The sequence below is a fragment of the Bacillus alkalisoli genome (assembly GCF_002797415.1).
Taxonomy (GTDB): domain Bacteria; phylum Bacillota; class Bacilli; order Bacillales; family Bacillaceae_I; genus Bacillus_CD; species Bacillus_CD alkalisoli.
The window spans coordinates 412,205-437,591 of record NZ_KZ454944.1; the positions used below are offsets into that span (position 1 = coordinate 412,205).

The 25,387-nt window shown below is 35.7% G+C and carries 19 protein-coding genes; 11 read left to right on the plus strand and 8 right to left on the minus strand.

Annotated features, from left to right (window positions below):
* Nucleotides 1–108 precede the first annotated feature (108 nt).
* A complete protein-coding gene (locus CDZ89_RS02025; RefSeq protein WP_157842657.1) occupies nt 109–624 on the minus strand; it encodes a competence protein ComK in 516 nt (171 codons plus the stop codon).
* Between the two features lie 295 nt (nt 625–919).
* Nucleotides 920–1,195 (minus strand): helix-turn-helix domain-containing protein, encoded by a 276-nt coding sequence (locus tag CDZ89_RS02030; RefSeq protein WP_100333095.1) that lies wholly within the window; start codon nt 1,193–1,195, stop codon nt 920–922.
* Between the two features lie 1,461 nt (nt 1,196–2,656).
* On the opposite strand from CDZ89_RS02030, the gene CDZ89_RS02035 reads away from it, so the two are divergent.
* The 7 genes from CDZ89_RS02035 to nagB all read left to right on the plus strand — a co-directional run bounded on the left by CDZ89_RS02035 (nt 2,657) and on the right by nagB (nt 10,693).
* Nucleotides 2,657–3,079 (plus strand): DUF6843 domain-containing protein, encoded by a 423-nt coding sequence (locus tag CDZ89_RS02035; protein ID WP_100333096.1) that lies wholly within the window; start codon nt 2,657–2,659, stop codon nt 3,077–3,079.
* A gap of 820 nt (nt 3,080–3,899) precedes the next feature.
* Nucleotides 3,900–5,114 (plus strand): ROK family transcriptional regulator, encoded by a 1,215-nt coding sequence (locus CDZ89_RS02040; protein ID WP_100333097.1) that lies wholly within the window; start codon nt 3,900–3,902, stop codon nt 5,112–5,114.
* 1 nt (nt 5,115) lies between these two features.
* Nucleotides 5,116–6,588, plus strand: coding sequence for an argininosuccinate lyase (gene argH / locus CDZ89_RS02045; protein WP_100333098.1), 1,473 nt, complete (start codon nt 5,116–5,118; stop codon nt 6,586–6,588).
* A 61-nt stretch (nt 6,589–6,649) separates the two neighbouring features.
* Entirely contained in the window at nt 6,650–7,945 is a 1,296-nt protein-coding gene (locus CDZ89_RS02050) for an extracellular solute-binding protein (protein WP_100333099.1), read from the plus strand.
* Nucleotides 7,946–8,094: 149 nt separating this feature from the next.
* Nucleotides 8,095–9,054 carry a carbohydrate ABC transporter permease gene (locus tag CDZ89_RS02055; RefSeq protein ID WP_100333100.1) on the plus strand — a complete coding sequence of 320 codons (960 nt, stop codon included), beginning with the start codon at nt 8,095–8,097 and terminating at the stop codon, nt 9,052–9,054.
* 16 nt (nt 9,055–9,070) lie between these two features.
* A complete protein-coding gene (locus CDZ89_RS02060) occupies nt 9,071–9,886 on the plus strand; it encodes a carbohydrate ABC transporter permease (RefSeq protein WP_100333101.1) in 816 nt (271 codons plus the stop codon).
* Between the two features lie 99 nt (nt 9,887–9,985).
* Nucleotides 9,986–10,693 (plus strand): glucosamine-6-phosphate deaminase, encoded by a 708-nt coding sequence (gene nagB / locus CDZ89_RS02065; protein WP_100334241.1) that lies wholly within the window; start codon nt 9,986–9,988, stop codon nt 10,691–10,693.
* A 1,121-nt stretch (nt 10,694–11,814) separates the two neighbouring features.
* Here the strand turns inward: nagB and CDZ89_RS02070 are convergent.
* The gene (locus tag CDZ89_RS02070; RefSeq protein ID WP_100333102.1) at nt 11,815–12,567 is read right to left on the minus strand and encodes a hypothetical protein; all 753 of its coding nucleotides are present in this window, start codon (nt 12,565–12,567) and stop codon (nt 11,815–11,817) included.
* 415 nt (nt 12,568–12,982) lie between these two features.
* Here CDZ89_RS02070 and CDZ89_RS02075 point away from each other — a divergent pair, with 415 nt between their 5' ends.
* Nucleotides 12,983–14,158 carry a hypothetical protein gene (locus CDZ89_RS02075; protein WP_100333103.1) on the plus strand — a complete coding sequence of 392 codons (1,176 nt, stop codon included), beginning with the start codon at nt 12,983–12,985 and terminating at the stop codon, nt 14,156–14,158.
* Between the two features lie 442 nt (nt 14,159–14,600).
* Nucleotides 14,601–15,713 (plus strand): Fic family protein, encoded by a 1,113-nt coding sequence (locus tag CDZ89_RS02080; RefSeq protein ID WP_227521564.1) that lies wholly within the window; start codon nt 14,601–14,603, stop codon nt 15,711–15,713.
* A 454-nt stretch (nt 15,714–16,167) separates the two neighbouring features.
* Here CDZ89_RS02080 and CDZ89_RS02085 read toward each other — a convergent pair whose 3' ends face one another.
* The 5 genes from CDZ89_RS02085 to CDZ89_RS02105 form a co-directional block, all read right to left on the minus strand.
* Nucleotides 16,168–17,901 carry an aromatic amino acid hydroxylase gene (locus CDZ89_RS02085; protein ID WP_227521422.1) on the minus strand — a complete coding sequence of 578 codons (1,734 nt, stop codon included), beginning with the start codon at nt 17,899–17,901 and terminating at the stop codon, nt 16,168–16,170.
* 306 nt (nt 17,902–18,207) lie between these two features.
* The gene (locus tag CDZ89_RS02090; protein ID WP_096156471.1) at nt 18,208–18,519 is read right to left on the minus strand and encodes a 4a-hydroxytetrahydrobiopterin dehydratase; all 312 of its coding nucleotides are present in this window, start codon (nt 18,517–18,519) and stop codon (nt 18,208–18,210) included.
* A 189-nt stretch (nt 18,520–18,708) separates the two neighbouring features.
* Nucleotides 18,709–20,088 carry a Glu/Leu/Phe/Val family dehydrogenase gene (locus CDZ89_RS02095; protein ID WP_096156482.1) on the minus strand — a complete coding sequence of 460 codons (1,380 nt, stop codon included), beginning with the start codon at nt 20,086–20,088 and terminating at the stop codon, nt 18,709–18,711.
* A 375-nt stretch (nt 20,089–20,463) separates the two neighbouring features.
* On the minus strand, nt 20,464–21,024 hold the full coding sequence (locus CDZ89_RS02100; protein ID WP_157842658.1) for a hypothetical protein: 561 nt from the start codon (nt 21,022–21,024) through the stop codon (nt 20,464–20,466).
* Nucleotides 21,025–21,080: 56 nt separating this feature from the next.
* On the minus strand, nt 21,081–21,905 hold the full coding sequence (locus CDZ89_RS02105) for a hypothetical protein (RefSeq protein ID WP_096156484.1): 825 nt from the start codon (nt 21,903–21,905) through the stop codon (nt 21,081–21,083).
* Between the two features lie 509 nt (nt 21,906–22,414).
* Between CDZ89_RS02105 and CDZ89_RS02110 the strand changes: the two genes are divergently transcribed.
* Together CDZ89_RS02110 and CDZ89_RS02115 are read left to right on the plus strand one after the other, a co-directional pair.
* Nucleotides 22,415–23,935 (plus strand): YifB family Mg chelatase-like AAA ATPase, encoded by a 1,521-nt coding sequence (locus tag CDZ89_RS02110; RefSeq protein WP_096156485.1) that lies wholly within the window; start codon nt 22,415–22,417, stop codon nt 23,933–23,935.
* A gap of 16 nt (nt 23,936–23,951) precedes the next feature.
* Nucleotides 23,952–24,725 (plus strand): transposase, encoded by a 774-nt coding sequence (locus tag CDZ89_RS02115; RefSeq protein ID WP_096156486.1) that lies wholly within the window; start codon nt 23,952–23,954, stop codon nt 24,723–24,725.
* The last annotated feature ends 662 nt before the right edge of the window (nt 24,726–25,387 follow it).

The following is a 25,387-nucleotide window of genomic DNA, read 5'->3' on the forward strand; positions in this document are numbered from 1 at the left end:
ATTAAAGTTTGGGGCCAGTCCCGGTACGTTAATGTGTAAAAATTATTAGTGTGATTATTAAGGCCAGCCCTATTGACTTACAATAAGTCTAGGGGGTTGGCCTTTTTCTTATTTCCTCTTCACCGGTCTTCTACCATTCACCATAAAGCTGAAGCCAACCTTCTGGTCTGTGCAGAAGATAGAGTAGATGACGGCTGCTTTTTGAATTTGTGTACGCATCGTTTGAGAAGAGATGTTGAGTTGTAAGTCAACGAAGTGATTGCACATCACATCGCTCGTATCTTCACCAGTGGATTCTACGCTAGCAATCTGGTGAAACATAATCCACATACAATGCATATGTTCTGGTGAATGGGTCGGAATAAGCACTAAACGTTGTGCACCAGATAAGAGTAAAGGTGTTTTTTGCTTGTAGTTTGTATGATAGACTGCCGCATTTCTTCGCCCGTTGTAATCGGCTCCGTATTTTAAGCAGCTACGCTCGATAATTTGAAGAGGGCGCTCCGTTGTAAAGAACGTTCCTTCTGCATCCAGTATTTTCGTCTGATACTCATGATGATAATGTGGGAGAATCGCAATAGTAGTCGGGCCTATATAATATTCATTATTGATACTAACTTCCATACACATACTCCTTTATATAGATTAATAATAACGCAAATGAAAAATTTTTATAGGGATGGGTTGTTTCGTAGATGAGAACGCTTCGATGAAAGTACTAAGTGAAAGGACTAAAATTATGTCACCTCCATTCAGAAATTAATAGGGGAAGAACATAGAAGGAGTGCCAAGGTGAGAATGTGTTGAATGAGAAGATTCAATGTGTAGGTGTTAAGGAATAATGTTAGGTATGCTCTTATCGAGAATTCATCTTCAATCGTAACGTTTCCAAAGGTAAGGGGCATTGCATAGACTGCCCCTACTTAAGTTTTTTATTAAGGTACAATTGATGTATGTGAAAAGTGTCTTTCATTAAAATATCAGGATTATTAATTTTAAGGCCTTGTGCAATTTTCAGTACCATCACATAAGAAGCTTGTACTTCTCCACGTTCCACTGATCCTAAGTACTTTTCACTAATATCTGCACCTTCTGCAACCTGATGCATCTTCATTCCTTTTTCTAACCGGATCTTTCGAATACGATTACCAAGCGCTACCGTTACATCCTCTTCAAAATCTTCTTCAAAATCCACATTAAGATCCCCTTTTTCCCCATTATCAAATAGGAAAAAAGAAGCTAAAACACGCTATAGGTTATATTCTTACAGTATATGTAAAATATCGAAAGTTTTTTTATATTTTTATATACCTATTATCTTAGCCACCAAAAAACAAGGCGACGGCACATGTGAGGTGTTGGAAAGAAAAATGTAACTTTTTGTAGGATTTTTTGTTTTTGAGCTTTTAGGGACAGGCACTTTGAGTCATGTCCCGAGGGGACATGCTAGCATAAAAAAATAGGGAAGGTGCTAAGTTTAGTAGGCGTTGGATGCAACATGTTTTGTAGGGGATTATGGGGCGGAGGTATTAGTAGCACTGTATTTAAGTCTGACTATTTACTGAATAAAGTTCCTAGTAAAGGATACGTATCCCTTTTTCCAAAAGGATTATTTTGAGATGTAGGTGAACAAATTTGGTAGGTTGTAAATAGTGGTTATTAGGTCAAATCAAGTAAATCGTATTGTGCTTCTATAAATGCCATACTAAGTTATGGGCAGATTCGTTATAACTAGCTTTTTTTCTTTCATTTAGAGTCGGTTATGAAAAGAAATATCAGTCTATTAAATGGAGAATATATGAAGTATAAAGGTATGAAAGTGAATGTTCATACTCTGAAAATACGAAAACATCTGAAAAGATGTGTCTAAGATAGAAGTTACTTTATATTAAACAAGCGGGTGATGTGCTCCAAAAAAAGTATTGTTAAAGACTAGAAATTTATGGATAATAGATTTTGTGGAATTAGGTAAGATCTGAACTGATAACTCATAAAGTATGGAAACAGTGACAGGCTACTTGTCTAAGCATATTTCAGAATATAACAGTCTGGCTGTCATAGTTAAAGTTGCATTTTTAGGTATACAATGCACCTTGATTCTTGCGTTACAAAGTAGTCAATATTATCAACTAAAAAAATAATAATGGAGGAATTTGCTTGGTTTATAGAATCTTAGTATCGCTTGCAATTCTTATTTTTATATTAGAACTATATATTTTCCCTAAATTTTTCAAATTTGAGACCGAGAATAGTGGAATATTTCTAGGATTGATACTAATTTGTATAGTTCTTTTCTATTTATTGGATAAAGTCCAAAATAAGGGAGATTAATAGAATGGACACGGGGATAGGTGCTGCCCAAACATATTATGGAAAATAAAAACCAGAGCGAATCCAAATAGTTATATATGTACAACCTACTTAAAGGATTTTTTTTACCCATGTGCATGGTCAGTTACTTTTTCTAAGTAGAAAAAGTTCTATTTAAAAGAAAATCATTTTTTATAAACTATTATTCTACTAAATCTCCGTAGTACTTGAAGAATGAATGAATTACTACTTTAAAGTTGTCGTAATTATTGGATATATATGCTGATATAATATGTAGATTTTGGAAAATGCACTTACATAACGCACTTAATAAGGAGGAATTGTTTTGAAGAAAATAGCAGGTTTTTCTTTTTTAGCTTTCATACTAATAATTTCCTTCGTGTTTATTTCAAATAAGAAGAGTTATTCTGATGTAACGGTTATCTATCATCTTTCAGAAAGTTTTGATGGTGGCTGTGTGTATTTACGATATAACGAAGACAATGAAAAACCGTTGGAAATAGTAAATAAAGAACTGATCATTGAAGTACCTGAAAACGGAAGAGTTATGACTTCCTCTTCTTCAGATGTTTTAACAAAATTAGGATGGCATAAAGTAAAGGCTTTTTATGTTAACGAAAATCGGGAACGCACAGAAGAAATTCCTCATGAGAAATTTTTGAATGGTCAACAAAGCAGTACAGATAACAATCCTTTATCTGAAACATACAGTATTTCATTTGATGGAAGGGATGGACACTGTAATTAGTCCTTTTTAGGAGTGCGAAGTCGGGACGGGGTTCCATTCACATTTTTCGTAATGTGAATAAACCCCGTCCCTGTTTTTAGTTCACTCAATACAATTGTTGTTCATAGTAGCCATTATTGGATTATGGGGCGGAGGTATTAGTAGCACAGTATTTAAGTCTGACTAATAACTGAATAAAGTTCCTAGTAAAGGATACGTATCCCTTTTTCCAAAAGGATTATTTTGAGATGTAGGTGAACAAATCTGGTAGGTTGTAAAAAATGATTATAAGGGGCAAATCAAGTAAGTCGGATTGTGCTTCTGTAAATGCCATACTAAGTTATGGGCGTTGCTGCAAGGTTTTATTTTAACCGAAGGGCAAGAAGCATGGAAGCGGTTGTGCAGTAACAAAGATTTTGATTATCGCATCCTTAGATAACTTTTTATTATCGAAGTTTAAAAGTGGACATGAGAATTTTTCAGTCGGTAACATCTACAAGCATTGACTTAATACTATTTTGAGATACCACATTCATAAGTTTTGGTACTCCTCTGTAGAAGTTTGTTTTCGGGAACATACATTTAACATTTCAACAATAGGAGCATTTTTTATTTTTGTCTACGAATTTTCTACGAAAAATTATCTTCACAGTAAACTACTTACAATATTTGTATGATGTGCAATACTAGCGTACATGTCCCTTTGTTCACTATTTTTAGAAAATTCTAAATTTAGTATTGACAAAACCGCAAATGGTAAATATTATATAGTTAGGTTGGTTAGGAAAGTTTACAAACTAACGTAGTTTAATGTCGGATTTTTTTGAGGGGCACAGTAGATATGAAACAAACTAGAAGTAACACACCTAACTATTTGAAGTACTTAAATTCAAAGAAAATATTGCAGTTTATTCGGGATAATGAACAAACCTCGAGAGCGGATATCGCTGCTATGCTGGCAATTAGTAAGCCGACAGTCTCCTCCATCGTGGATGAATTAATTTCTGAGGAGTGGGTCCTAGAGAAAGAAGGATCAGAATCAAGTGTACTCGGGGGCAGAAAGCCGGTATTGCTCACATTCAACCAAAATGCCCGCCTGATAGTAGGTGTCGATATTGGTGGCACCAATATCGAGGTCGGAATCGTAAATGCCTACGGGACCATCATCGGTCGCAAAGTATTAAGCACTCAATATGCGCTAAAAAAAGACCTTGTGTATGAAGCGTTCCTCGCCATTCAGAGTTTAGTGCAAACATATAACATCGATAAAAATAAAATCATGGCGGTTGGAGTAGGAGCACCAGGTATCACTGATTCAGATAACGGAGTCGTGTTAGATGCACCAAGCTTAGGTTGGAAAAACTTCGAGCTGAAAAAAGAGCTTCAACAATTACTAGAACTTCCTGTTTATGTTGAAAATGACGTCAATGTTGCGGTATTAGGCGAACAATGGAAAGGCAAGGCGAAAAATGCGGATCATTTAATCCTTATAACGTTAGGTACTGGTGTTGGCTGCGGCATTATTGTAAATGGCCAACTGTACAGAGGCGCTTCTTTTGCAGCTGGAGAAATTGGCTACATGGTAACAGATAAAAACGAAGCACTAGAAGATTATGACCATATTTTTCAAGGCTTCGGATTTTTAGACAGCCATGTTGGTGGACCTTCTATCGTAAAAAGAATGGAACAAAAGCTAGCTACGCTTACGGACTCGCATCCCCTAAAAAACAAAGAATTATCAGCAAAGCTAATTTTTGAACATGCAATCACCCATGACCCAATCGCAACAGAAGTCATTGAAGAAACACTGGAACATATAGCGTTTGCGCTTGTAAATGTTATCTGTATTTTCAATCCACAATGCGTCATTCTTGGCGGTGGTTTATCAAAGTCAGGACAGTGGTTTTTGCCAAAAGTGAAAGCCGTTATCGAAAAGCATCTTCCTATGAACACGGATATATATATATCAGAAATCGACGGCTTATCCTTACTAGGTGCTGGGGCATTAGTTTTACGAGAACACGAATCGTTACTAAATAATCGAGGGGGAAACTAAATTGGCAAAACGCTCAAAGCGATATATTGATATACAGCTAGAGCCAACGTACCGACATACACGAGATCATTTTTATCAACACATTATGGAAATCAATTTAGCGCACGTATTAATGCTACGAGATCAAGCGATTTTAGACAGTGACGATGCAAGAGAAATTTTAGATGCTACATATAAATTGTATAAACAAAGCTACACAAAAGAGTACGATGACCGTTATGAAGATTTATTTTTCATGCTAGAAGCAGACCTTACAGAAATAATAGGTCCGATGTTAGTTGGAAACATGCATATCGCGTTCAGTCGAAACGATATGGACACGACGATGTTTCGCATGTTTTGGAGAGAAAAAATTACCACCTGGCTAGACAAAGTAAATGCTCTACGACGAACCATTTTAGCTCTTGTTAAGGAACATAAACATACAATCATGACCGCCCACACACATAATCAGCAAGCACAACCTACGACTCTCGCACACTACTTATTAGCTGTAGAAAATAACCTCCAACGTGATACAAAAAGAGGGCTGGAGCTTTATAAACGAATCAATGTCTCGCCAATGGGAGCGGCAGCCCTATCGACAACAGGATTTAATATAGACCGCCATCATATAGGTACCCAGCTAGGCTTTGATTCCCCAATGGCCAATTCTTATGACGCCATTTCGGCATCCGATTTTATGATGGAAATTAGTAGTGTACTTTCTATTTCGCTATCCTCTATTTCTAGATTCGTATACGATTTAATTTTTATGACGACGAACGAAGTGAACACGCTTCGTTTACATGACCAGCATGTTCAAACATCCAGTATCATGCCACAAAAAAGAAACCCATCTGCACTCGAACATACGAGAGCTTCCATTAGTAAAGCGATGGGCGAGCTTCAAGGAACCATGTTTTTAACACATAATGTGCCACTCGGAGACATAGTCGACATTGGCGATGATATTCAAATGCCACTATACTCCGGCTACTCACAAACAATCAATATATTAGACATTTTAACGGAAATTTTAGAGCACGGTACATTCCATAAAGAGCGCTTACTTTACCACGCGCAAAATGGTTTCTCGACTGTAACCGAACTGGCAGACGTTTTAGTACGAAACTATGAAGTGCCATTTCGAATCTCACATGGAATTGTAAGTAAGTTTGTAAAAGAGCTTTTAGCAGAAGGAAATGACCTTACAAATGGAAGCGCTAACAAGGTAAATAAAATTGCTCAACATGAGTTTCAATTATTGTTAAACGTTTCAGAAGAAGATTATCGGAAAGCGGTTTGTCCGAAAAACTTTATTAACGTTCGCGACATACTCGGTGGACCAGCGGCAACAGAAGTCGAAAACCAATATGTGACTTGCCTTGAAACGTTAACGTATGACGAAAGCTGGGTAAAGGCAACGTTTGAAAAACTAGATAACTATATTCTGAGGCTTCATGAAACGGTAGAAATGAGTATTAAACGATAGTAACACGGAGTTGAGGTTACACTTTAACTCCTATTATAAAAAGCAATCGAGGGGGATAAAAATGAGAAAATCGTTAGTGCTGTTATTAGTTTTGTTGCTTGGTGTATTTGCTGCAGCTTGTAGTAGTGACGAAAAAACGACAAGTGGAACGGATGGAGACATCATTGAAATTGAGTATTGGCAATACCATTTCGAGTCAAAAGTGAGCTTAGTTGACGAGTTAATTAAAGAGTTTGAAGATGCGAACCCTGGAATCAAAGTAAAACATACGACATTTCCTTATGATCAATTTAATGAGAGGGTAGCGGCACAAGTACCTGCAGGACGTGGTCCAGATGTGATCAACTTATTTTACGGATGGGTTCCTAGATACGTAGATTCTGGCTACTTACAGCCACTGCCGCAAGACGCATTCCCGCACGATATGATAGAATCTGAGTTTTTCCCGATGGTGGAATCTGTCAAGCTAGACGGGGAATATTGGACGATACCAACTGCTGTAAGAACCATTGCGTTATTTTATAATAAAGACCTTTTCGAAGAAGCTGGCTTAGATCCAAATAGCCCTCCGACAACATGGGATGAATTAGTAGACTATTCGGTGAAGCTAACAAAGCGCGACAACAACGGAAGAATACAACAAGCTGGTCTAGCTTGGGAGCCAAGTCAACAAGGGCACCACTGGTTTAGAGATGCGTTATTGTATCAAGCTGGCGGCCAGGGTTTAAGTGAAGACCGTAAAAAAATCTTATGGGCACAATCACCTGCTGGTTTAGAAGCATTCAGATACTGGTTAGATTTTGCAACAGAGCACAAGGTAGGAGAGCGTAACTTCTACACAGATGATGTAACGGCGTTTAAAACAGGAAACGCAGCAATGAACATTGATGGATCCTTCCGTATCGGTACATTACAAAATGATACACCAGACTTAAACTACGGAATTGCGCCACTTCCTGCGAAAAATGGCATGAAAGCAACACAATCTTCTTTCTGGAGTAACGGCATCACTTCTAAAGTAGAAGGAGAAAAGTTAGAAGCATCGGTGAAATTCCTTCAGTTCTTAACAAGTGAAGAAGTAATGGAAAGATGGTTAGACAAAATCGGAGAGCTTCCTGCAAGAGAAAAAGTAGCATTCCAAGACAAATATTTAAACCATGAACTATACGGTGCGTTCATCGAGCAGCTACCGTATGCAAATGCCCATTTCTTCGTGGATGAAAGTAGAGAAAGAGATTTAGTCATTCAAGCGGTAGACCGAGTTCTATTACAAGGTGTATCCCCAGAAGATGCTTATAAAGAGCTAGTAGACGGTACACAAAGTCTGTTTGATGAGTATTGGTCTAAGAAAGATTAAGTAGTTTGAGAGAAGAGGGACGATGAATATCGTCCTTCTTTTAAAAATAGATACATAGTTTTCTGCAAACCAAAAAGTAATGTTCATTGTGTAACATGAGCGGATTCTGGCCATGAACACAACCACTGTTTTCATAGGAGGTAATAGTAATGGCTGAGCCATCTTATCAACCGAGTACACCTACTAAACCTAAACCGAAGAAGAAAAGATTTACGAAACCGAACTTAACATTAAAACAAAGCCAATATTTATTCGTCTATGTCTGCCTCTTACTACCATTAATTTTTTATCTAGGAATTCGAATCGCACCAACCTTATATACATTTAATATTGGATTTAGAGAATGGAACATTTTATCGCCAGAAAAACCGTTCGTTGGATTGGATAACTACAAAACACTAATGGCAGATCCTATTTTCAAAAAGTCGTTATGGAACACGTTAATTTTTATCGTTCTTGGGGTTGCTGGCCAAGTAATCATCGGGCTTGCGATCGCTTTATTGTTACAACGAATTAATACGTTCGTTGGGATATTTCGTGTTATTTATTTTATTCCGTACGTCACAAGTATTGTAGCAATAAGCTGGGTATTCAAATGGCTATTTATGAACAACGGAATTATCAATGAACTTTTAGTAACGATTGGAATACCTCCGCAGTTATTTTTAAATTCTCCAGACCAAGCAATTTATATCATTATTGGAACGATGATTTGGCAAGGACTAGGTTTTCAAATGATTATTTTCTTAGCCGGTTTAGAAAATATCCCGAAAATGTTTTACGAGGCAGCAGAAGTGGACGGAGCGAACAGTTGGCAAAAGTTTAAAGACATCACCATCCCGCTGTTAAATCCAACGCTCGTCTTCTCGGTCGTTATCGGAAGTATCACCTTTATTCAAGTGTCCTTCACACAAGTAGTCAATATGAGTGTGGATAGCGCAGGTGGACCGTTACACTCCACGATTTCTGTTGTTGTCTATATTTATCAGTTGGCGTTTAGACAATATAGCATGGGGTTAGCTTCAGCAGCTACGGTCATCTTGTTCTTATTTATTCTGGCGTTAACGATTTTCCAAATGAAAGTACTATCTAAGAAGTTTGATTATTAATAAGGAGGGAAAAATCATGGAAAAACAGAAAAAATCAATCATCGTATATGCATTACTAATCTTAGGTTCCATTATAATGATTTTCCCATTCATCTGGATGGTGTCCACTTCCTTAAAATCAGCCTTAGATGTATATACACTTAGTATCATCCCGGAAAATCCAACATTCGAAAACTACCGCCGAATTTTTCAAGATTCCTTATTTCCGCGCTGGTTTATAAACAGTATTATTGTAGCGGTTGTTACAACCATTAGTGTTGTCTTTTTCGATTCATTAGTCGGCTACATTATTGCTAAGTTTAAGTTTATTGGCAAGAGCATTATTTTTATTGCGATATTAAGTACGTTAATGGTTCCGACAGAAATGCTTATTATCCCTTGGTATATTATGAGTTCTGAGTTTGGGTGGACGAATAGTTATTGGGGGCTCATTTTCCCAGGTTTAATGACTGGCTTTGGTGTATTTTTAATGAAGCAATTCATGGAAGGTATTCCGGACGACTTGCTAGATGCAGCAAGAATTGATGGCTTAGGCGAGTTTCAAATCTTCTGGAGAGTAGCCATTCCTCAAGTATGGCCAGCGATTTCCGCACTATTCATTTTCTCGTTCTTAAGTAACTGGAATGCGTTCTTATGGCCGTTAATTGTAACAGATTCTTCCGAACTATACACGTTACCAGTCGGTTTATCGTATTTCGCATCAGGTGAGTTTGAATCAAGATGGGAGCTCATTATGGCAGGCGCAACAATCACAGCCCTACCTTTAATACTAGTATTTTTCTTATTACAAAAGCACATCATAAAAGGAATTACTTTAACGGGTATGAAGTGATTTGGGAAGCCATGTAGAGATTGTATTACATGGCTTTCTTTTTATGTAAGGAGGACAAAAGTTATGAGAGTAGATGTTCAGACGGAAGTTGGGAATAACATGAGGATCGTGAAAGTGAATAGTTATGAAGAAATGAGCGTTATGGCAGCTGAGCTGTTGATGAAACGAGTCCAACAAAATCCTTTTTTGACAGTAGGATTAGCAACTGGTGGGACTCCGAAGCGAATGTATGAAATTTTAGTAGAAAAGTTTAGGGCAACTGGTGCGCCTTCTTATGAGAATGTAAAAACATTTAATTTGGACGAATATATTGGGCTGCAGAAAACGCACGAGAATAGCTACTATTATTATATGAATAAACATTTGTTTAGCGGAATTAATGTGAAAAAAGAAAACACAAACATTCCGAATGGGATTTCCAATAATCATGAGGAAGAATGTCAGCGCTATGAGCGATTGATTGAAAATGCAGGAGGGATAGATCTGCAAATTCTTGGGATTGGGAAAAATGGTCATATCGGGTTTAATGAACCTGGAACTTCCTTCACTTCCAAAACACATATCGTGACTTTAACAAGCTCCACCCGAAAAGCAAATGAAAGATACTTTTCAAGCTTAAACGAAGTTCCAACGCAAGCTATCACCATGGGCATCCAAACAATCATGAAAAGCAAAGAAATCATCCTCCTAGCCTCAGGGAAATCCAAATCCCAAGCAATCGAACAACTACTAAAAGGCAACCTAACCGAACAATTCCCAGCCTCTATCTTAAACACCCACTCCAACACCACCTTGTTGTGGACATAGGGTAGGCTGAGACTGCTGGAAGAGGACACGGGGACAGTTTGAGGCCGCTGAAAAAGTCCAACTTTTAAAAAGTAAAAATAATGTGCAAGAAAATGACGCTCTAGATTCGCTTCTAAGCGACGTTTCTGTGATAGGTAGACATTTTTGACCCCCTAAAAAACATTGTTTTTTTAAAAAGGCGACTTTTTCAGTGGCCTCGGACAGTTTCTGTGTTAACAAATATTAGGAATTACTAATAAAACCACAAAAATGCTCTTTTCTAAGCAGTTGAATAAGCTTAATGGGATTTTCGAATTATCCAACACTTTAAAATAAACTCTTAAGAACATTATTTCAGCATTTAGTTCCCTGCTAGAGTGGGTAGTATTACGCCTTAAGATGTTGAGTAACACTCATTCATAACAGATTGTATAATGGGGGCGTTGGATGCTTCTGCTTGGGGAGTTGTGTCTTGGAGCGGAGGGTTAGTTCTACAAGTGATGCGCACGAGGAAGTTATCATTATACTAGTAAATCTAGTAGACGGACATTTATAAAAAGATAAAAAGGCTCGGTGGCAAGTTGCATTTCAAATAAATAGTAGAAGTGTAAATAAAATTACAAAACAACCCGTTGGTAACGGAATAGTTTTATCCTCTTATGCATTTTGATATTACAAAGTAGAAACATCTATGTAGTCAAAGGGAAAACCGCTTTATGTTGCTTGCAATTAAAGAAGCAATCAAACCTGTAAAAGTTGATTGCTTCAAAGATAATTGTTTTATGTATAGTTTATTTAAAAGGGAAAAGGAAGAAGAAGGTTACATCCTTTTCCCAAATATTTTATTTTCAGGCTGTGGCTACATTCGACAGAGATAAAACTTAGTTAGTAAATGTTACTAACAAATTTAATTAATCTTTTAAACCAGTAATTTATGTAGTACTTAAGCAATATACCATCCTCCCTGCATAGAGGGAAGAAAGAATGTATCCTTCATTTATAATGTATGAACAAGAAAAGATATTATGACCGGAAAGTGGAATTGGGGAAAGGTTTACTGAAGTTTTGTAACTTTTTATAAGTGAACGTGGGATGAAGAAAAGTATTCAAAAAAGATATCTTGATCCCCGTTCTTCCGTTACTTAATGCCATTGTTGTTCATCTTGGCTATTATTTGGTTGGAATATTGGTGTTCTTTTATAAATACTGTCTTCCCAATATTCGAGAAAAGCAGCTTTTCTATTTACAATATAATCTATATCTCTAACAGTAAGATTGTCTACTCTGTAACCTACCTCAATAAAAAACTTGAAATTACGTAATTCCTCCACAGTTAATGGTCTTGTTTCTCTTAATGCATGACGGCATAGAGGTATCTTGTTTTCATTTGGGATCTTTTTATCATTCAATATTTTATTTATAAACGGAATTTTTCCTTTTTGTTCAGCAAGTGCTCTTACTCGAGGGAGGATCCTAGAGTCGTTTAAGATTAGTGATTCTAGCTTATCTTTCTTTATGCCTGTTAACTCATGGATAGATTGCACGGATAAATGGTAAATTTCTAGTAATATTTCACAATATTCATCCATGATTTTAAAATAATTGTTTTCCATTTTTGCGTTTCTAGTAGCCTCAAGTACTATATCTAATTCATCGTCTAAATCTACCTTGATAATTACCATGACAATATCATTTGGTCTAAATACCTTTATAGCACTAAATACGCTTAATCCTTTTATCACGGTCAAAGAACCGTCTTTGGATTTATTCACTACCATCTGTATCGTGTTTGTAGTGGAGTAGGTATCGTAAATAGCCTTTGCTGTTTCAATGCCAGGCCTATAGCTATGCAATGCCTTAATCTCACTGATAGGTATTGATGCAATCATGACCATTTCATCATCCCCTTCTTAGTTGTATATATAAGATTATGAGATTAATAGGTTGTCAGATACATAGAATTATGTAGAGATCATCGTGCTGGTACCCAGTGGCGTTGTATCATATTACAGCGAGGGGAAAAAGAGATCTGTTTTTTTTCATGAGTTAGAATTCATCAACTATTTCTACATCGAAGAAGTCCGCGCAATGTATCCATTTATAATACTTTTCTACTGTATTAAGTCCAAACATATACATCTTCAGTTACAAACCATCGACCATTCCATTCGCGTAATTATGAAGCAATTACATTCTTGCTACGCTTATATACTTTAATAAACCTAACGAAATTCAGGACACGTTTTCCAAGGAAGTTGGTTACATTTGGTGCTCTCGGTTCAGGAGTATGTTATATTTTAGGAGAGAGGGGTGATCCAAATTATTAGCATTTCCTATAATATCTCTAAAGGAATTAGTAAAAAGTTTAACCATGAGTTGAAAGAAATAATTACATTCTTTATTGAACTGGGAGAAGATAGTGGAGATTTCGATCACATGTTAGATTATGTTTTTCCGACGTTTATGGCTAGGAATGAGATTGAGAAATGCAAGAAAACCTTATATGAATTACAAGAATATACAACAGACAGTTTTCCACATAACCTTACTCCACTTCAAGAATATACTCTCTATTTTTTAATAGAGTGGTTTAACGATGTTAATGTAGAAGATAACAATAAAGCTACTGACATTACTAGTATAAATCCTATTACTAAAGACGATGAATACATACTTGATAAAATAGATGATCTAGAATCATATCCTTATTTTTTATTTGATGACTGGGACTTTTTGGACGTTGATGCATTCGTACATTTGTTTTTTAATTCTAAAAACACACTGGAATTTTTTAATGTCGATCTTGATCAATATATTGAGTTAATGCCTTATGATATTAGAGAAAGATATCTTCAACAACGAAACAGTAATCCATCACAGGAAAGTGAAAATATTGAAGAATTAATTGTACGATTAATTTACTCAGCGATAAAGCAAAAGGAAATGGACCCTAGACGTTTAATGGAAACAAAAGAAACTCAGTTAAGCGACGATATTGCTCATGTTTTACAAACATCATTATCAGATAAAGGTATCATTGTAGCTAGGGAACAGCCTGGTGGATTCGCTAGAAAAAATACAGGAGAAATAGACTTTTTTATCTATACCCAGACTAAGCATACATTTAAGCCAATTGCTATTGGAGAAAACAAAGAATGGGGTAACTTTAAGAAGCAATTTAAACAGTTAATTGGTTACATGAACGAGGACATTCCGTTTGGTTTTACTATCCTCTTTAATAAAACAACTAATCTCCATACTGTCCTGAGAAGAAGGGAAGAAATGTTAAAAGGTTTCTTTTTAGATATAGAAGGCAAGAAATACTTTGAAACAGTAGAGTTAACCATGGGCTTAGATGAAATAGAGAACGTTATTATTTCAACACATAAAAATCCCGAAAATCAATCCTGCTTTAAGATATATCATTTTATTGTAAATGCATATAGACCAGAGCGAGAAGAAGCAGCAAAACAAGCTAGAGGTTAGGCATTAACTCATAAAAATTATTTTTCCTTTAATTACACAGAACCATGAATAAAGAGTATGGGGACAGGTAATGTCCAATTATTTATTTGAAAATATGAATAATTTTTAAAGCTAAACTCTATCATTGATTGCCATGTCTATCAACATATTAATAGGGCTTTTCGATTGTAATTGATTGAATTCTTCATTTACCTGGTTCACCTTACTATTCTATATGAGGTTACAATTAATTTAATATAAATTTCAAATTTCGTTTAAATAGCGTATGAATTACATATTATTAATTTTAATTAGCGTGTAAATAGCGTATATATAACGTACTAAAAAGTGCATTTAGTATATAAATAGCGTACAAATTATAAACTACAAATTTTAATTAGCGTATGAATAGCGTATAATTAACGTATCAATTGAGTTAAAAGGATGGTGAAATGATTTGTACATGCCTAAATTTAGTTATTCCCAACCAATCGTAAAAGACTTAATGTCAATTGAACGTTCTAGAGCAATTGTTGAATTGATGCCTATACCTGCACATATTGAAAGTGACCTAAAAGAACAAGCAAAATTAAAGGCAACACATTATTCTACACGTATAGAAGGAAATACACTTGATTTAGAACAAGTTGCTCGTGTAGTTAAACAAAAACAAAATGATTTTAGAATTCCTGTCGAAGAAGAAGTAAGAAATTATTGGGAAGCTCTTTCTTTCTTATCCCAAGAAAAACAAAACAAAACTCCTATTACAGAAGATTTTATAAAACAACTCCACTCTATTATTGTAAAACATGGTGCTGGCAGAAAGTCTACAAAAAGTAACTATCGTGGCGCAATGCCACCTGGTGTATTATTTGCTGTATATGATAATCAAACAAAACAAGCAGAATATATACCTCCCGAACATTTAGATGTGCCACTATTAATGGAAGCACTGGTGAAATGGATTAACTCAGAAAAAGAAATTCCTGTTCCCATTAAAGCAGCTATTGCTACATATCAGCTACTTACAATTCACCCATTTGAAGATGGTAATGGTCGAACAGCGAGAGCCCTAGCATCATACATTTTGTCAATTGAGAATTACGATGTTAAAGGATTTCATTCAATGGAAGAATACTATGTGGAAGATTTAAAAGGGTATTATAAGCATTTACAAATGGGACTGCCTGCTCTTTATTATGAAGGGCGTGAAAATCCTGAAGATTTAGCCCCTTGGATTGAATATTTTTTAAGAATCATGGCTCTAGCATATGAAAAGGTTGCTAATCTTTCAATTAAATTTGCCACTACACCTTCAGACCCAAGAATCCTTTCTTTAGAGCCAAAAGAAAAAACATTGTTACGATTTCTTATAGAACGTAATAGACCCACTAAACCTAAGGAAATTGCAGAATTATTTAAAGTAAAGCCCATTACTGTTACTAAATGGGCAATAACTTGGCTAGATAGAGGTATTATCAAGGGAGCAAGTGGTAAGGAAAGAATTACTTCGTATCGAATTGGCGAAGCATACCAAGATTTAACTTTAAATGATTTAGGATATAGAGAAGACTAACGAGAAAAAAGTAAATGCAAGTATATTTCTAGTTATTCAAAAAAATCTACTTGCATTATACGTAAAAACTCATTTACTTTTGCAGGTACCCGTTAAGAAGGCTGACCATCTTAATTTAAGTAATCTTTATACAGGTAATATGTTCTGCCTTTTAGAGGGACTAAGATTTCATCTGGGAAAAATCCGTACGAAACGAACGAGATATTATAGTAATAATGAACAGAGATAAATAGGACTCTGACAAACATACAATTTGTCGCGGATGCCTTTTCGTTGTGCTTTTGTTCTAATAAGCATAATGTATCTATAAACTATGCCTATTCTCCATAATTCATTTGATACTTTATTTATACAAAAAAAGGCTGTCGACAAACCCGAATTATTTCGAATTTGTCGACAGTCTGAAACGAACAAAGTTAGTCATTTTACAATAAGTTACTATAAAATATGATGTTTATGATGGGATTATTTTTAACCCTCTTTCAATTAATTCAAACAACTCTTGATCTAATGCTTTAAGCTTTTCCAGCTCATTTAATAAAACAAGTTGTTCTTCATGAAGAATGTTCTTCTGCTTTAAAAGTTCCAACACTTCAACTCTTAATAACCAGTCATTTGGATGATGTAGAGTTAATTTTGTCATCACTTCAGAAAGTTTGTTTTCAATGGTATTTTTGTTTGTATTGTCTTGACGGATTTCTCTTACAACTCCGTATAACTTTTCTAATTCAGTTAGTTCTCTCGGAACAAACTCTTTCTGGGTAACAGTTTCTAAATCAGCGAAAAATGCTTCAGAATCAGCTGCACCTGCAAATACAGAAGTTATTGTTGCTCCAACAGCCATATCAAACTCGTTAAACTGTTGTGTAAGATTCTGTCTAGTAACCAAACAGTCTTTAAAAGTAATTAAAATTATTTTTTGATTTTTCCTTAAAATGCTGGTGACAGTGCCAATTATGCTTACTCCCTCTTCAAATAGTAGTTTAGTATGGACACCCACTTCTATTCCTTGAGAAGATAATTCCATATCTGTCCAATCTTCTAGCGGTTTTTCATGATTTACAAGTTTTCCAATTGGTGAGCTAAATCCTTCTGTGTGTCTTTCTTTAACATGACCAACTAACTGTTGTTTATCAAAGGCTAAAGCTGAAGGACCAGAGAACTGAATATAATTAGCTTCTCCGCTGGCATCTTTTGATATATTAGTCAACGTTCCCGTCACTTGAAGTCCAGAACTATATACAATCGTTGCAGTATGGTTTGACTTTAAAGCTTTTTCTAAACTTTCAGTCCCTCCAACTTTAAATGCCATTGTATTTGCAAATTCTTTTACAGCTTCTATTAGTTGTTCAAAACTATTACAGACGAACAATTGTGGTTGTGGTTTCGTAATATCAAATCCCGTTTGTGTCACTTTCTCTAAATCAAATTCCCATTTTTCAACATTGGATGTAATACTATTTCTTCCTTCCGATACAGAAGAAAGTAAACCTGCTCCATAAATCTTTGGATCGTCAACAGTTCCTATTAGTCCATACTCTACAGTCCACCAATACAATCTTGAGATTTGCTCTGCTTCTGAAAGTTCTGTGACAGCCATTTGCTTTTCTTCAAAGTTTTGTTTCGCTTTTTCAATTTGTTCATCTGTTCCAGTTCCATTTTCTAAAAGATTTGAGTATTGACGAATCGCTTCAAATAAATCATGCTCTTCTTTCGTAGCTATGGCGTTTGCACCTATTGAACCAAACAATTTTACGTACTCAGAAAATTTTTCGTCCAATAAAATGGGGGCGTGACCAGCTGCTTCATGAATAATATCGGGTGCAGGTGTATATTGGATATTTTCTAGTTTTCTAATATCTGATGCAATAGGCAATAATCCATGTGCCTGAAATTCAAAAAAGACAACCCCAGGAATAAACCCGTCAATATTTACAGCTCCCCATCCTACAGGTGCGAGAGACTCATTCATCTCATCTACATTTGGTATACTATTAATTTTTATCCCAGAAGCTTTTAATCCATCCACATATGCTTCATGAGATGTGTCTTTTAAAAAGTGATGGTTTTGTCTCATCACATAACGCCATACTGCATGATCAATCGGTGTATATTTATCATATTGTTGATCCACAACAAATTTCTGTAAGTGTTTTGGTATTTTCCTTGCTTTCATCTCAGTTAACATGTTAAATCCCCCTTATAAAATAAAAAGAGTCACTTATCCCTAGAAAAGGGACGAAGTGACTCTCCGCGGTACCACCCTAATTGACGGGCAATTACCCATCCACTTAGAAAAACCAGCCCTATGTAACCGCAAGTGTAATTCACATTTCATAACACCTGGATTTTCACCAACCATCCAGTCTCTAATTACTGTCATTATGAATGCTACTAGTTTGCTAGGCTTAAAACATTATTTTCACTTATACACTTTAACGCACACACGCTTTTAATCGCTAAAGTAATTATGTAAAAAAATATACAATCAATTCTATTTATTGTCAACCTCTTTTTTAAAGTTTTCATAAAATTGATCAAAGACTCTAGCTAACTCAAAGTCTAAATCGGTTAGCCCTTTTGCTTGCCATGATGATAATTTTAAAGTAACAAGCTTATAGTCTATTGAAATAAAAGGATGATGATTAACCTCTTCAGACAATTCTCCAACCTTTTTGACAAACTCGATACCTGTTAAATAATGTTTAAATCGATATTTCTTTTCGATCCATACTTCATTTACTATCTTCCAGTTGTCGATTGTATGCAACAATTTTAGTACATGCTCTTCAGTAAGTTTTTCCATATATTATTCTTCCTTCCTAACTGTTTAACTAAGTTTTACCCCTTCTTCGTAAAAAGTCAAGAATAATTGGGGACGGGGTTACATTTCTCATTCTTGGAATGTGAAATGAACCCCGTCCCCGTATTATCTCTAATCGATTCGCTAACTCGTTGTACAGCTGTTCCCACTTTCCACTACCTGTGCTTCTCTTTAATACAACTTCCCCTGCCTATAAAGTACGGTCGACAGTTTCATAACCGACTGAATATAACAGTTTTGGCGTAATGGGAATGGATCTCCAAAGAAGGAAGGCAGGACATTGTCTAAGGTAGCCTGCATCTTTTCCGTTAGAAGCTTGAATACTTCCACTTGGCTGTAAAACTGTGTTTCGCGTCCTTGTAGCCATTCAAAGTAGGATACAATAACACCACCTGCGTTAGCTAAAATGTCAGGAATAATAATCGTTCCATTTTTATTTAAATATTCATCTGCCTCACTTGTAACTGGAGCATTTGCGCCTTCTACAATGACTTTTGCTTGAATTTTATCTACATTATCTTTATGAACTTGATCCTCTAATGCAGCTAAAAATAGGACGTCGACTCCCAAGTATAAAACATCTTCTCTTCCGCGAATCTCTGCTTTTACTCCAATTTTTTCTAGTTCTTCCTCACTTATTGGAAGGTCGCCTTTATTTTCTTGAGTGAAACGTACTAAGGCAGGAATGTCTAGTCCATCTTCGTTATATAGCGTTACGTTTCGGTCACTCACTGCTACTACTTTATTTTGTAAGTGCGTACAATGATACGCCTCAAGTGCAGCGACAGAACCAACGTTACCAAACCCTTGGACGGCAATAGTAAGTGCTTTGTTTTCAAGCTCTAAAGCTGTTTTCGCGAAGAGGTTTTCTGTTTTTGTAAGAAATTGCTTTTGTTCTTTTACGAAGTTATACAACATGTATCGGAAGGTAAAATATACACCTTTTCCAGTAGCCTCTCGTCTTCCTAGTGATCCGCCGTTAACGACGCTTTTCCCTGTAAAGCTACCAAGGTAAGGCTGACCAGGACGAATACTTTTATATTCCGCCATCATCCAATCCATTTCTCTTTCACTTGAGCCAACATCTGGTGCAGGGATATCTTTATCTGGACCGATAATATCACTAAAGTATTGAACATACTTTGTGCAAATTAAATGTAGCTCCTTAACGGAGTAGGATCTCGGATTAATAATCACGCCACCTTTTCCTCCACCGTAGGGAACGTCATGAAGAGCGGTTTTCAACGTCATTAAGGAGGCTAAATTGATTACTTCGTCTTCATTCACCGATTCATGAAAACGGATCCCGCCTTTGTAAGGGCCAAGTGCGTTATTATGCTGAACACGAAATGCAGGTATTCGAACAACATTTCCATCCTCTAATGGAATTCTTAAAAATGCCTTATGCACATGATTTGGTGTAGAAAGAATAGCTCCTAGTGAAGTAAAAGCTTGCTCTCGCGCTTCCCCTTGTAAATCAGGCAAAAAGCGGTCTTCTTTTAATAATGCATCTAATGAATGTTGAACAATCATTCTAGTTTGACTAGCCATTGTAACCCTCCAATTATTGGATTTTCTTTAGTGTAACATATAAAGGATTATGGGACACGTGAGGGTATGGAGCAACTCCAACTTTTATTAAAAATTAGCTGTAGTTGAACTTCATAAGGCCGATGAAGTTCATCTGGATCTCCTGAATGGACACGGGGACAGGTTCCTTGTCCAAGCAAAAACTGGAAAATTGATTTTAATTTGGGAGAGGGACTGACTCGGAAAAGGCTCTTTCCTCAAACATATTGCGGGATAGTATTAGAGTCCACTAAGATTATTTCCTATAAATAAAACCCTCGAATTTGAGCTGATTTGCTCAAATTCGAGGGTTGATATTTTCATTAACTTCCTAGAGTTTGCTTCTGCTTTATAACTCTAATCTGTATAAAAATCTAAAATACCTTCGTCGATTTCGATAGTTTCAGAATCTAACTTAATATATTCTGTAAAAACTTCTTTATCATCGTTCTCCCAGGTTATTTTTACACGAATATCTCTTAATATATCTAAAAACACTTCTTTATTAAATTCTTTGTACTTATAAGGGTGATCATCAGGAATAATTTCAAAAGCTTTACCAATAGTTAATCCTAAATTATCACTTTCTTTTTTAATTTCAGGGGTAATAGTTGGTTTATCTCCCCAAATATTAGAATTATATGGTCGTGGTGTATGAAGATACGTAAGAATATTATCATTTAATGCAAATGTAGCACCTAGATTATTCATTGTTTCTACAGGTTTATTAATAATTACCTCGATAGTGATTAAATCTCTTTCCTCATATTCAGAAGGGAATATATTTCCTTTAATTTCAAAAAAGTCAGAATTAGTCCTAAAATCACTTGTTGATTTACTCATTATTTCATGTACTTCTTTTTCAATTAACTTTTCACTTTCTTCAATATCAATTGTTGTTGTACTTGGAGTATCCATTGTTAACTCATTGGAACAACCCGTTAATATAATGATAAATAATGTGAGATTAACAATTATTTTGTAGCCCAATTTTCTGCACCTTTCGGAAGATTATAGGTCCATCTTCTATAAGCTTCGTTAGCAATATAGGTATTGTTACTATAATTAGGAGAATATTCTCTTTTTACAGGAGAATGACCATTTCTCGTAGTATAGTCGTATACATATTGTCTTGCTTGGCCATTTCTATCTTGCCATATACCATAATAATGTTTCCAAGTGTATCTTGATCTAGCATCATATTTTGAAGTCCAAGTTTTATTTGAGTTATAAATTTGTCCTTCTTTACCAGGATAAGTTAATGAATAGGATATTGTAGATGTAACTGAAGATTTAGTATTAACATCAGTAGATATTATCCCAGCTAAATCCAATATAACATTACCAGCTGTTGTTACAAAAGTTTTTACACCACTTACTACGACATACATTGCTATATTTTTGATTGAATCGAAAATACCTTTTTCTTGTTGGGCGAAGTTAGTCCCCGATGCGCCTATTAGGTAACCATTTACCCTAACAGCACCTGGACCTGGATCCAAACTATTCATTGGAGTAAATTCAGAAGTAGAATGAATTTCTAAACTCCTAATCATATTAGGATCTGTAACTAATTCTAATTCACCACTTTTATTTGGCATATAATATTCAGTAAATGTTATCACTTTTTCTTCTTTAGGATTTAGCTCTAATGAACTAGAAGGCAAATTAGAATGTAGATTTAAAGCTTCAACTTCAGAATTACTTAAAGAATTTTTTGCATTAGCATAATTTGTAATTAAACCTATTTGTAAAAACATAATCAATGCAATAGAACTTATAATTATTTTCTTTATCATAATAATCTCCTTTTTGTATGTTTAGAGCGCTCTATAAATATAATACTATGCATCTAGTCTCGATGGAGTATTCTTATAGGAATATAGTACCTTTTTCTACTTGGGTCATTAAAAGCAACTACTAATATGACAGATTCACCGTTTTCCAAACCTTGTCTAGATTTGGATGGACACGGGATGGACACGGGGACAGGTTCCTTGTCCAAACATATTCTGGAAATTACAATTAGAACTTTAACTAACCCTTTAAGTAGTTTGTAAGATTACAACCTACTTAAAGGTGCTAATATACCCCCATAACTTCTTAGCTATTAAAAATTGATCAACGATAAAATCTTCCTTACCTCCCATACAAAACAATTGACTATTACCACAAAATTAAATAAAATAAAAATAGAACAAACGTTCTATTTTGACGCTAACTACTTTCTAATGAAAACACCCCCCAGTAATCACACACCATATAAACGACAGAATTTTCCTATCAATTTACAAAAGGAGGACAAAGCATGGCAGTGAAAGTTACTACAATCGGATTAAAAGGAATGGAAGGATATCGTGTGACAGTGGAAATCCAACAAATAGAAGGTCCTGATTCTATCGTTATTGTTGGATTACCAGATGCATCTGTGAAAGAAGCGAAAGAAAGGATTACTGCTGCACTACACACATTTAAACACGGATTAGAAGAAAAAATTGTGATCAATCTCTCTCCAGCTGAACAAAGGAAAAACGGACCAATGTTTGATTTACCGATGGCAATCGGCTTGCTTTGCATAATGAATACGATACACAGTCCAATCGATGAACATACTGGATTCATCGGCTCGCTTTCTTTAGATGGAAGTATCCTACCTGTTGAAGGGATGTTACCAGCCATACTTGCAGCTAAAAAGCTAGGATTAAAACGTTTATATTTACCTTTTGATGAAAAACTCCCTCCAATCGAATTCTCTAATTTACAATTAATCTACGTTTCTACCATACAAGATGTAATCGACCATCTAGCCGGACAAAACATACTTACACTAAACAGCCAATCACCAAAAAAGTTAGAACCTAAAACACATACAGTCACGTTTGAACAAATAGTTGGTCACGAAGAAGCGAAGAGAGCACTTGAAATTGCTGCAGCAGGAGGACACCATTTATTTATGTCAGGTCCACCAGGTTGCGGAAAAAGTTTATTAGCAGAAAGTTTTGCATCTATTTTGCCATACTTATCAAGCGAGGAAATGTTGGAAGTGCTTAGTTTGTATCATTTAAGTGGCGTTTCACTCGAAAACCGAACAAGTCGTCCATACCGAAGTCCTCATCATTCAGCCTCTAGTGTATCTATTATAGGAGGTGGGCAATTTCCTAAACCAGGAGAAATCTCCCTTGCGCACAATGGCGTTCTTTTTTTAGATGAAATGGCTGAATTTAGTAAGAAGACATTAGATATGCTGAGACAACCTATTGAAACAGGAAATGTCACCATAAGTCGTGCGAATGCTACCGTTACCTATCCGGCACTTTTTAACATGATCGGGGCAATGAACCCTTGTCCTTGTGGATATTTAGGATCAAATAAACACTATTGTTCCTGTACGCCGAAGCAAATCACAGCATACCAAAATCGCCTATCAGGTCCAATACGAGACCGCTTTGATATTTTCCTTTCTCTCCAAGCGGTTAACTTCAACACGTACCATACACCAAGCGATACCTCCGCAACTGTTCAACAACGAGTAGAGAAGGCAAGGCTGATTCAATACGAACGCTACAGTCAAACAATCCTTAATAGCAGAGTTTCCTACGACACAATACTAAAGACCAGTCCTCTACAACCGTCGCAACAACAGCTGCTACGTCATCTAGCCGCAAAACAACAATTAAGCAGTCGCGCTCAAATAAAAATCATTCGCCTAGCCAGAACGATATCCGATCTAGCTGAATCCATCTCCATAACAGACCAAAGCATCTGGGAAGCGGTGAAACTAAACAGTCGCGAACAGAGCAATAAACTAGTGAAAGCAGTAACAACATAATATCTAGGTGATTTATATGCCAAGAAAAGCAAGAGAAAGAAGTAGAAGTGGAATCTATCACATTATGTTAAGAGGAATTAACCAACAAACTATTTTCGAGGACAAGGAAGACAAAAGAAGGTTTATACAAACGTTAGCAAAATATAAAAAAGTAAGCCAATATGAATTATATGGCTACTGTATAATGGATAACCACGTACATCTACTATTGAAAGAAACAGAAGAAACAATTTCCTTAACGATTAAAAGAATCAGCTCCAGTTACGTCTACTGGTACAATGACAAATATGCCCGTTGCGGCCACCTTTTCCAAGAAAGATTTAAAAGTGAAAGAGTAGAGGACAGTAAATACTTCTTAATCGCTCTCCGGTATATCCATCAAAACCCAGTAAAAGCTGGACTAGCCAAAAATATCTTCGAATGTAAATGGACAAGTATAAAAGAATACACACATAAGCGGAAAATAATAAACACGAAAGAAGCACTAAAACGATTTAATACAAACGGAAAATCCTCTGAAAAAGACTTATTTCTGACATTCATGAACCAATCAAACAACGATCAATGCTTAGACCACACCACAGCAACAAAAATATCTGATGATGAAATAAGAATCTACCTAAAACAATTAGGAGTCGCTAACAGTTCAAAGCTACAAAGAATGGAAACCCAAAAAAGAAACGAAATTATTACGAAGCTCAAAAGACTAGAAGGCATTTCCCTAAGGCAGCTTTCAAGAGTAACTGGGATATCTAAGAGTTTGATACATTTAATAAAGGGTGAAGGTTAGTGTTAGATTAAAGAAAAGTAACTATTTTTAGAGAAATCAACTAGGAAACTATACTAATCTATAAAGCTTAAACACATAATGATTGAACGGGAGGAGTCGACTGCCCTTATTCTTTTTCGGATGTGGACAAGGAATGTCTCGTTGTTCACAAGTTTTTCCCATATCCTTCATTCCAACCTATTAGTTCGTTCAAGTTTATACGAATAATGAACAAAGATAATTAGGACTCAGACAAACATACAATTGTCGCGGAGTCCTTTTCTTTTTGAATGAAATAGAGGCTGTCCGTGCCAGATGAATCAAAACATGTTTGAAATACTTTATCCCTGGTCTAGAACCATCCCTACGACCAAAATTTATACTATATTTTTGATTTGCCTACTACATTAAAGGTAAAACGTTGCATATTCCCTAGAGAAAACGTTACGTTTCCATTAGCTGCTCACCCTCAAACTCTTCATTTACTCTTTTTTCATCCAAACGCTACTTTTATAAAATAGACTTGGTAAGCCAAGGCGAGAAATTTCTCATACCAACCAATTGCAAATGCATACATAGATGTCCGAACGGTGACACGTCCTCGAAACAAGTCGAAAGTATCTTTTGAAAGTAAATGCATCCTGTCAAAGAACAGACAGGTGAACCTAGTCAATAATCGTTTT

Excerpts from the sequence above, each read along its gene's own strand:
- CDZ89_RS02055 (WP_100333100.1), top strand. The coding sequence starts at position 8,095 with ATGGCTGAGCCATCTTATCAACCGAGTACACCTACTAAACCTAAACCG.
- CDZ89_RS02025 (WP_157842657.1), bottom strand. The coding sequence starts at position 624 with ATGGAAGTTAGTATCAATAATGAATATTATATAGGCCCGACTACTATT.
- CDZ89_RS02110 (WP_096156485.1), top strand. The coding sequence starts at position 22,415 with ATGGCAGTGAAAGTTACTACAATCGGATTAAAAGGAATGGAAGGATAT.
- CDZ89_RS02085 (WP_227521422.1), bottom strand. The coding sequence starts at position 17,901 with ATGTTAACTGAGATGAAAGCAAGGAAAATACCAAAACACTTACAGAAA.
- nagB (WP_100334241.1), top strand. The coding sequence starts at position 9,986 with ATGAGGATCGTGAAAGTGAATAGTTATGAAGAAATGAGCGTTATGGCA.
- CDZ89_RS02100 (WP_157842658.1), bottom strand. The coding sequence starts at position 21,024 with ATGGATACTCCAAGTACAACAACAATTGATATTGAAGAAAGTGAAAAG.
- CDZ89_RS02040 (WP_100333097.1), top strand. The coding sequence starts at position 3,900 with ATGAAACAAACTAGAAGTAACACACCTAACTATTTGAAGTACTTAAAT.
- CDZ89_RS02105 (WP_096156484.1), bottom strand. The coding sequence starts at position 21,905 with ATGATAAAGAAAATAATTATAAGTTCTATTGCATTGATTATGTTTTTA.
- CDZ89_RS02060 (WP_100333101.1), top strand. The coding sequence starts at position 9,071 with ATGGAAAAACAGAAAAAATCAATCATCGTATATGCATTACTAATCTTA.
- CDZ89_RS02095 (WP_096156482.1), bottom strand. The coding sequence starts at position 20,088 with ATGGCTAGTCAAACTAGAATGATTGTTCAACATTCATTAGATGCATTA.
- CDZ89_RS02115 (WP_096156486.1), top strand. The coding sequence starts at position 23,952 with ATGCCAAGAAAAGCAAGAGAAAGAAGTAGAAGTGGAATCTATCACATT.
- CDZ89_RS02050 (WP_100333099.1), top strand. The coding sequence starts at position 6,650 with ATGAGAAAATCGTTAGTGCTGTTATTAGTTTTGTTGCTTGGTGTATTT.
- CDZ89_RS02070 (WP_100333102.1), bottom strand. The coding sequence starts at position 12,567 with ATGGTCATGATTGCATCAATACCTATCAGTGAGATTAAGGCATTGCAT.
- CDZ89_RS02080 (WP_227521564.1), top strand. The coding sequence starts at position 14,601 with ATGCCTAAATTTAGTTATTCCCAACCAATCGTAAAAGACTTAATGTCA.
- CDZ89_RS02090 (WP_096156471.1), bottom strand. The coding sequence starts at position 18,519 with ATGGAAAAACTTACTGAAGAGCATGTACTAAAATTGTTGCATACAATC.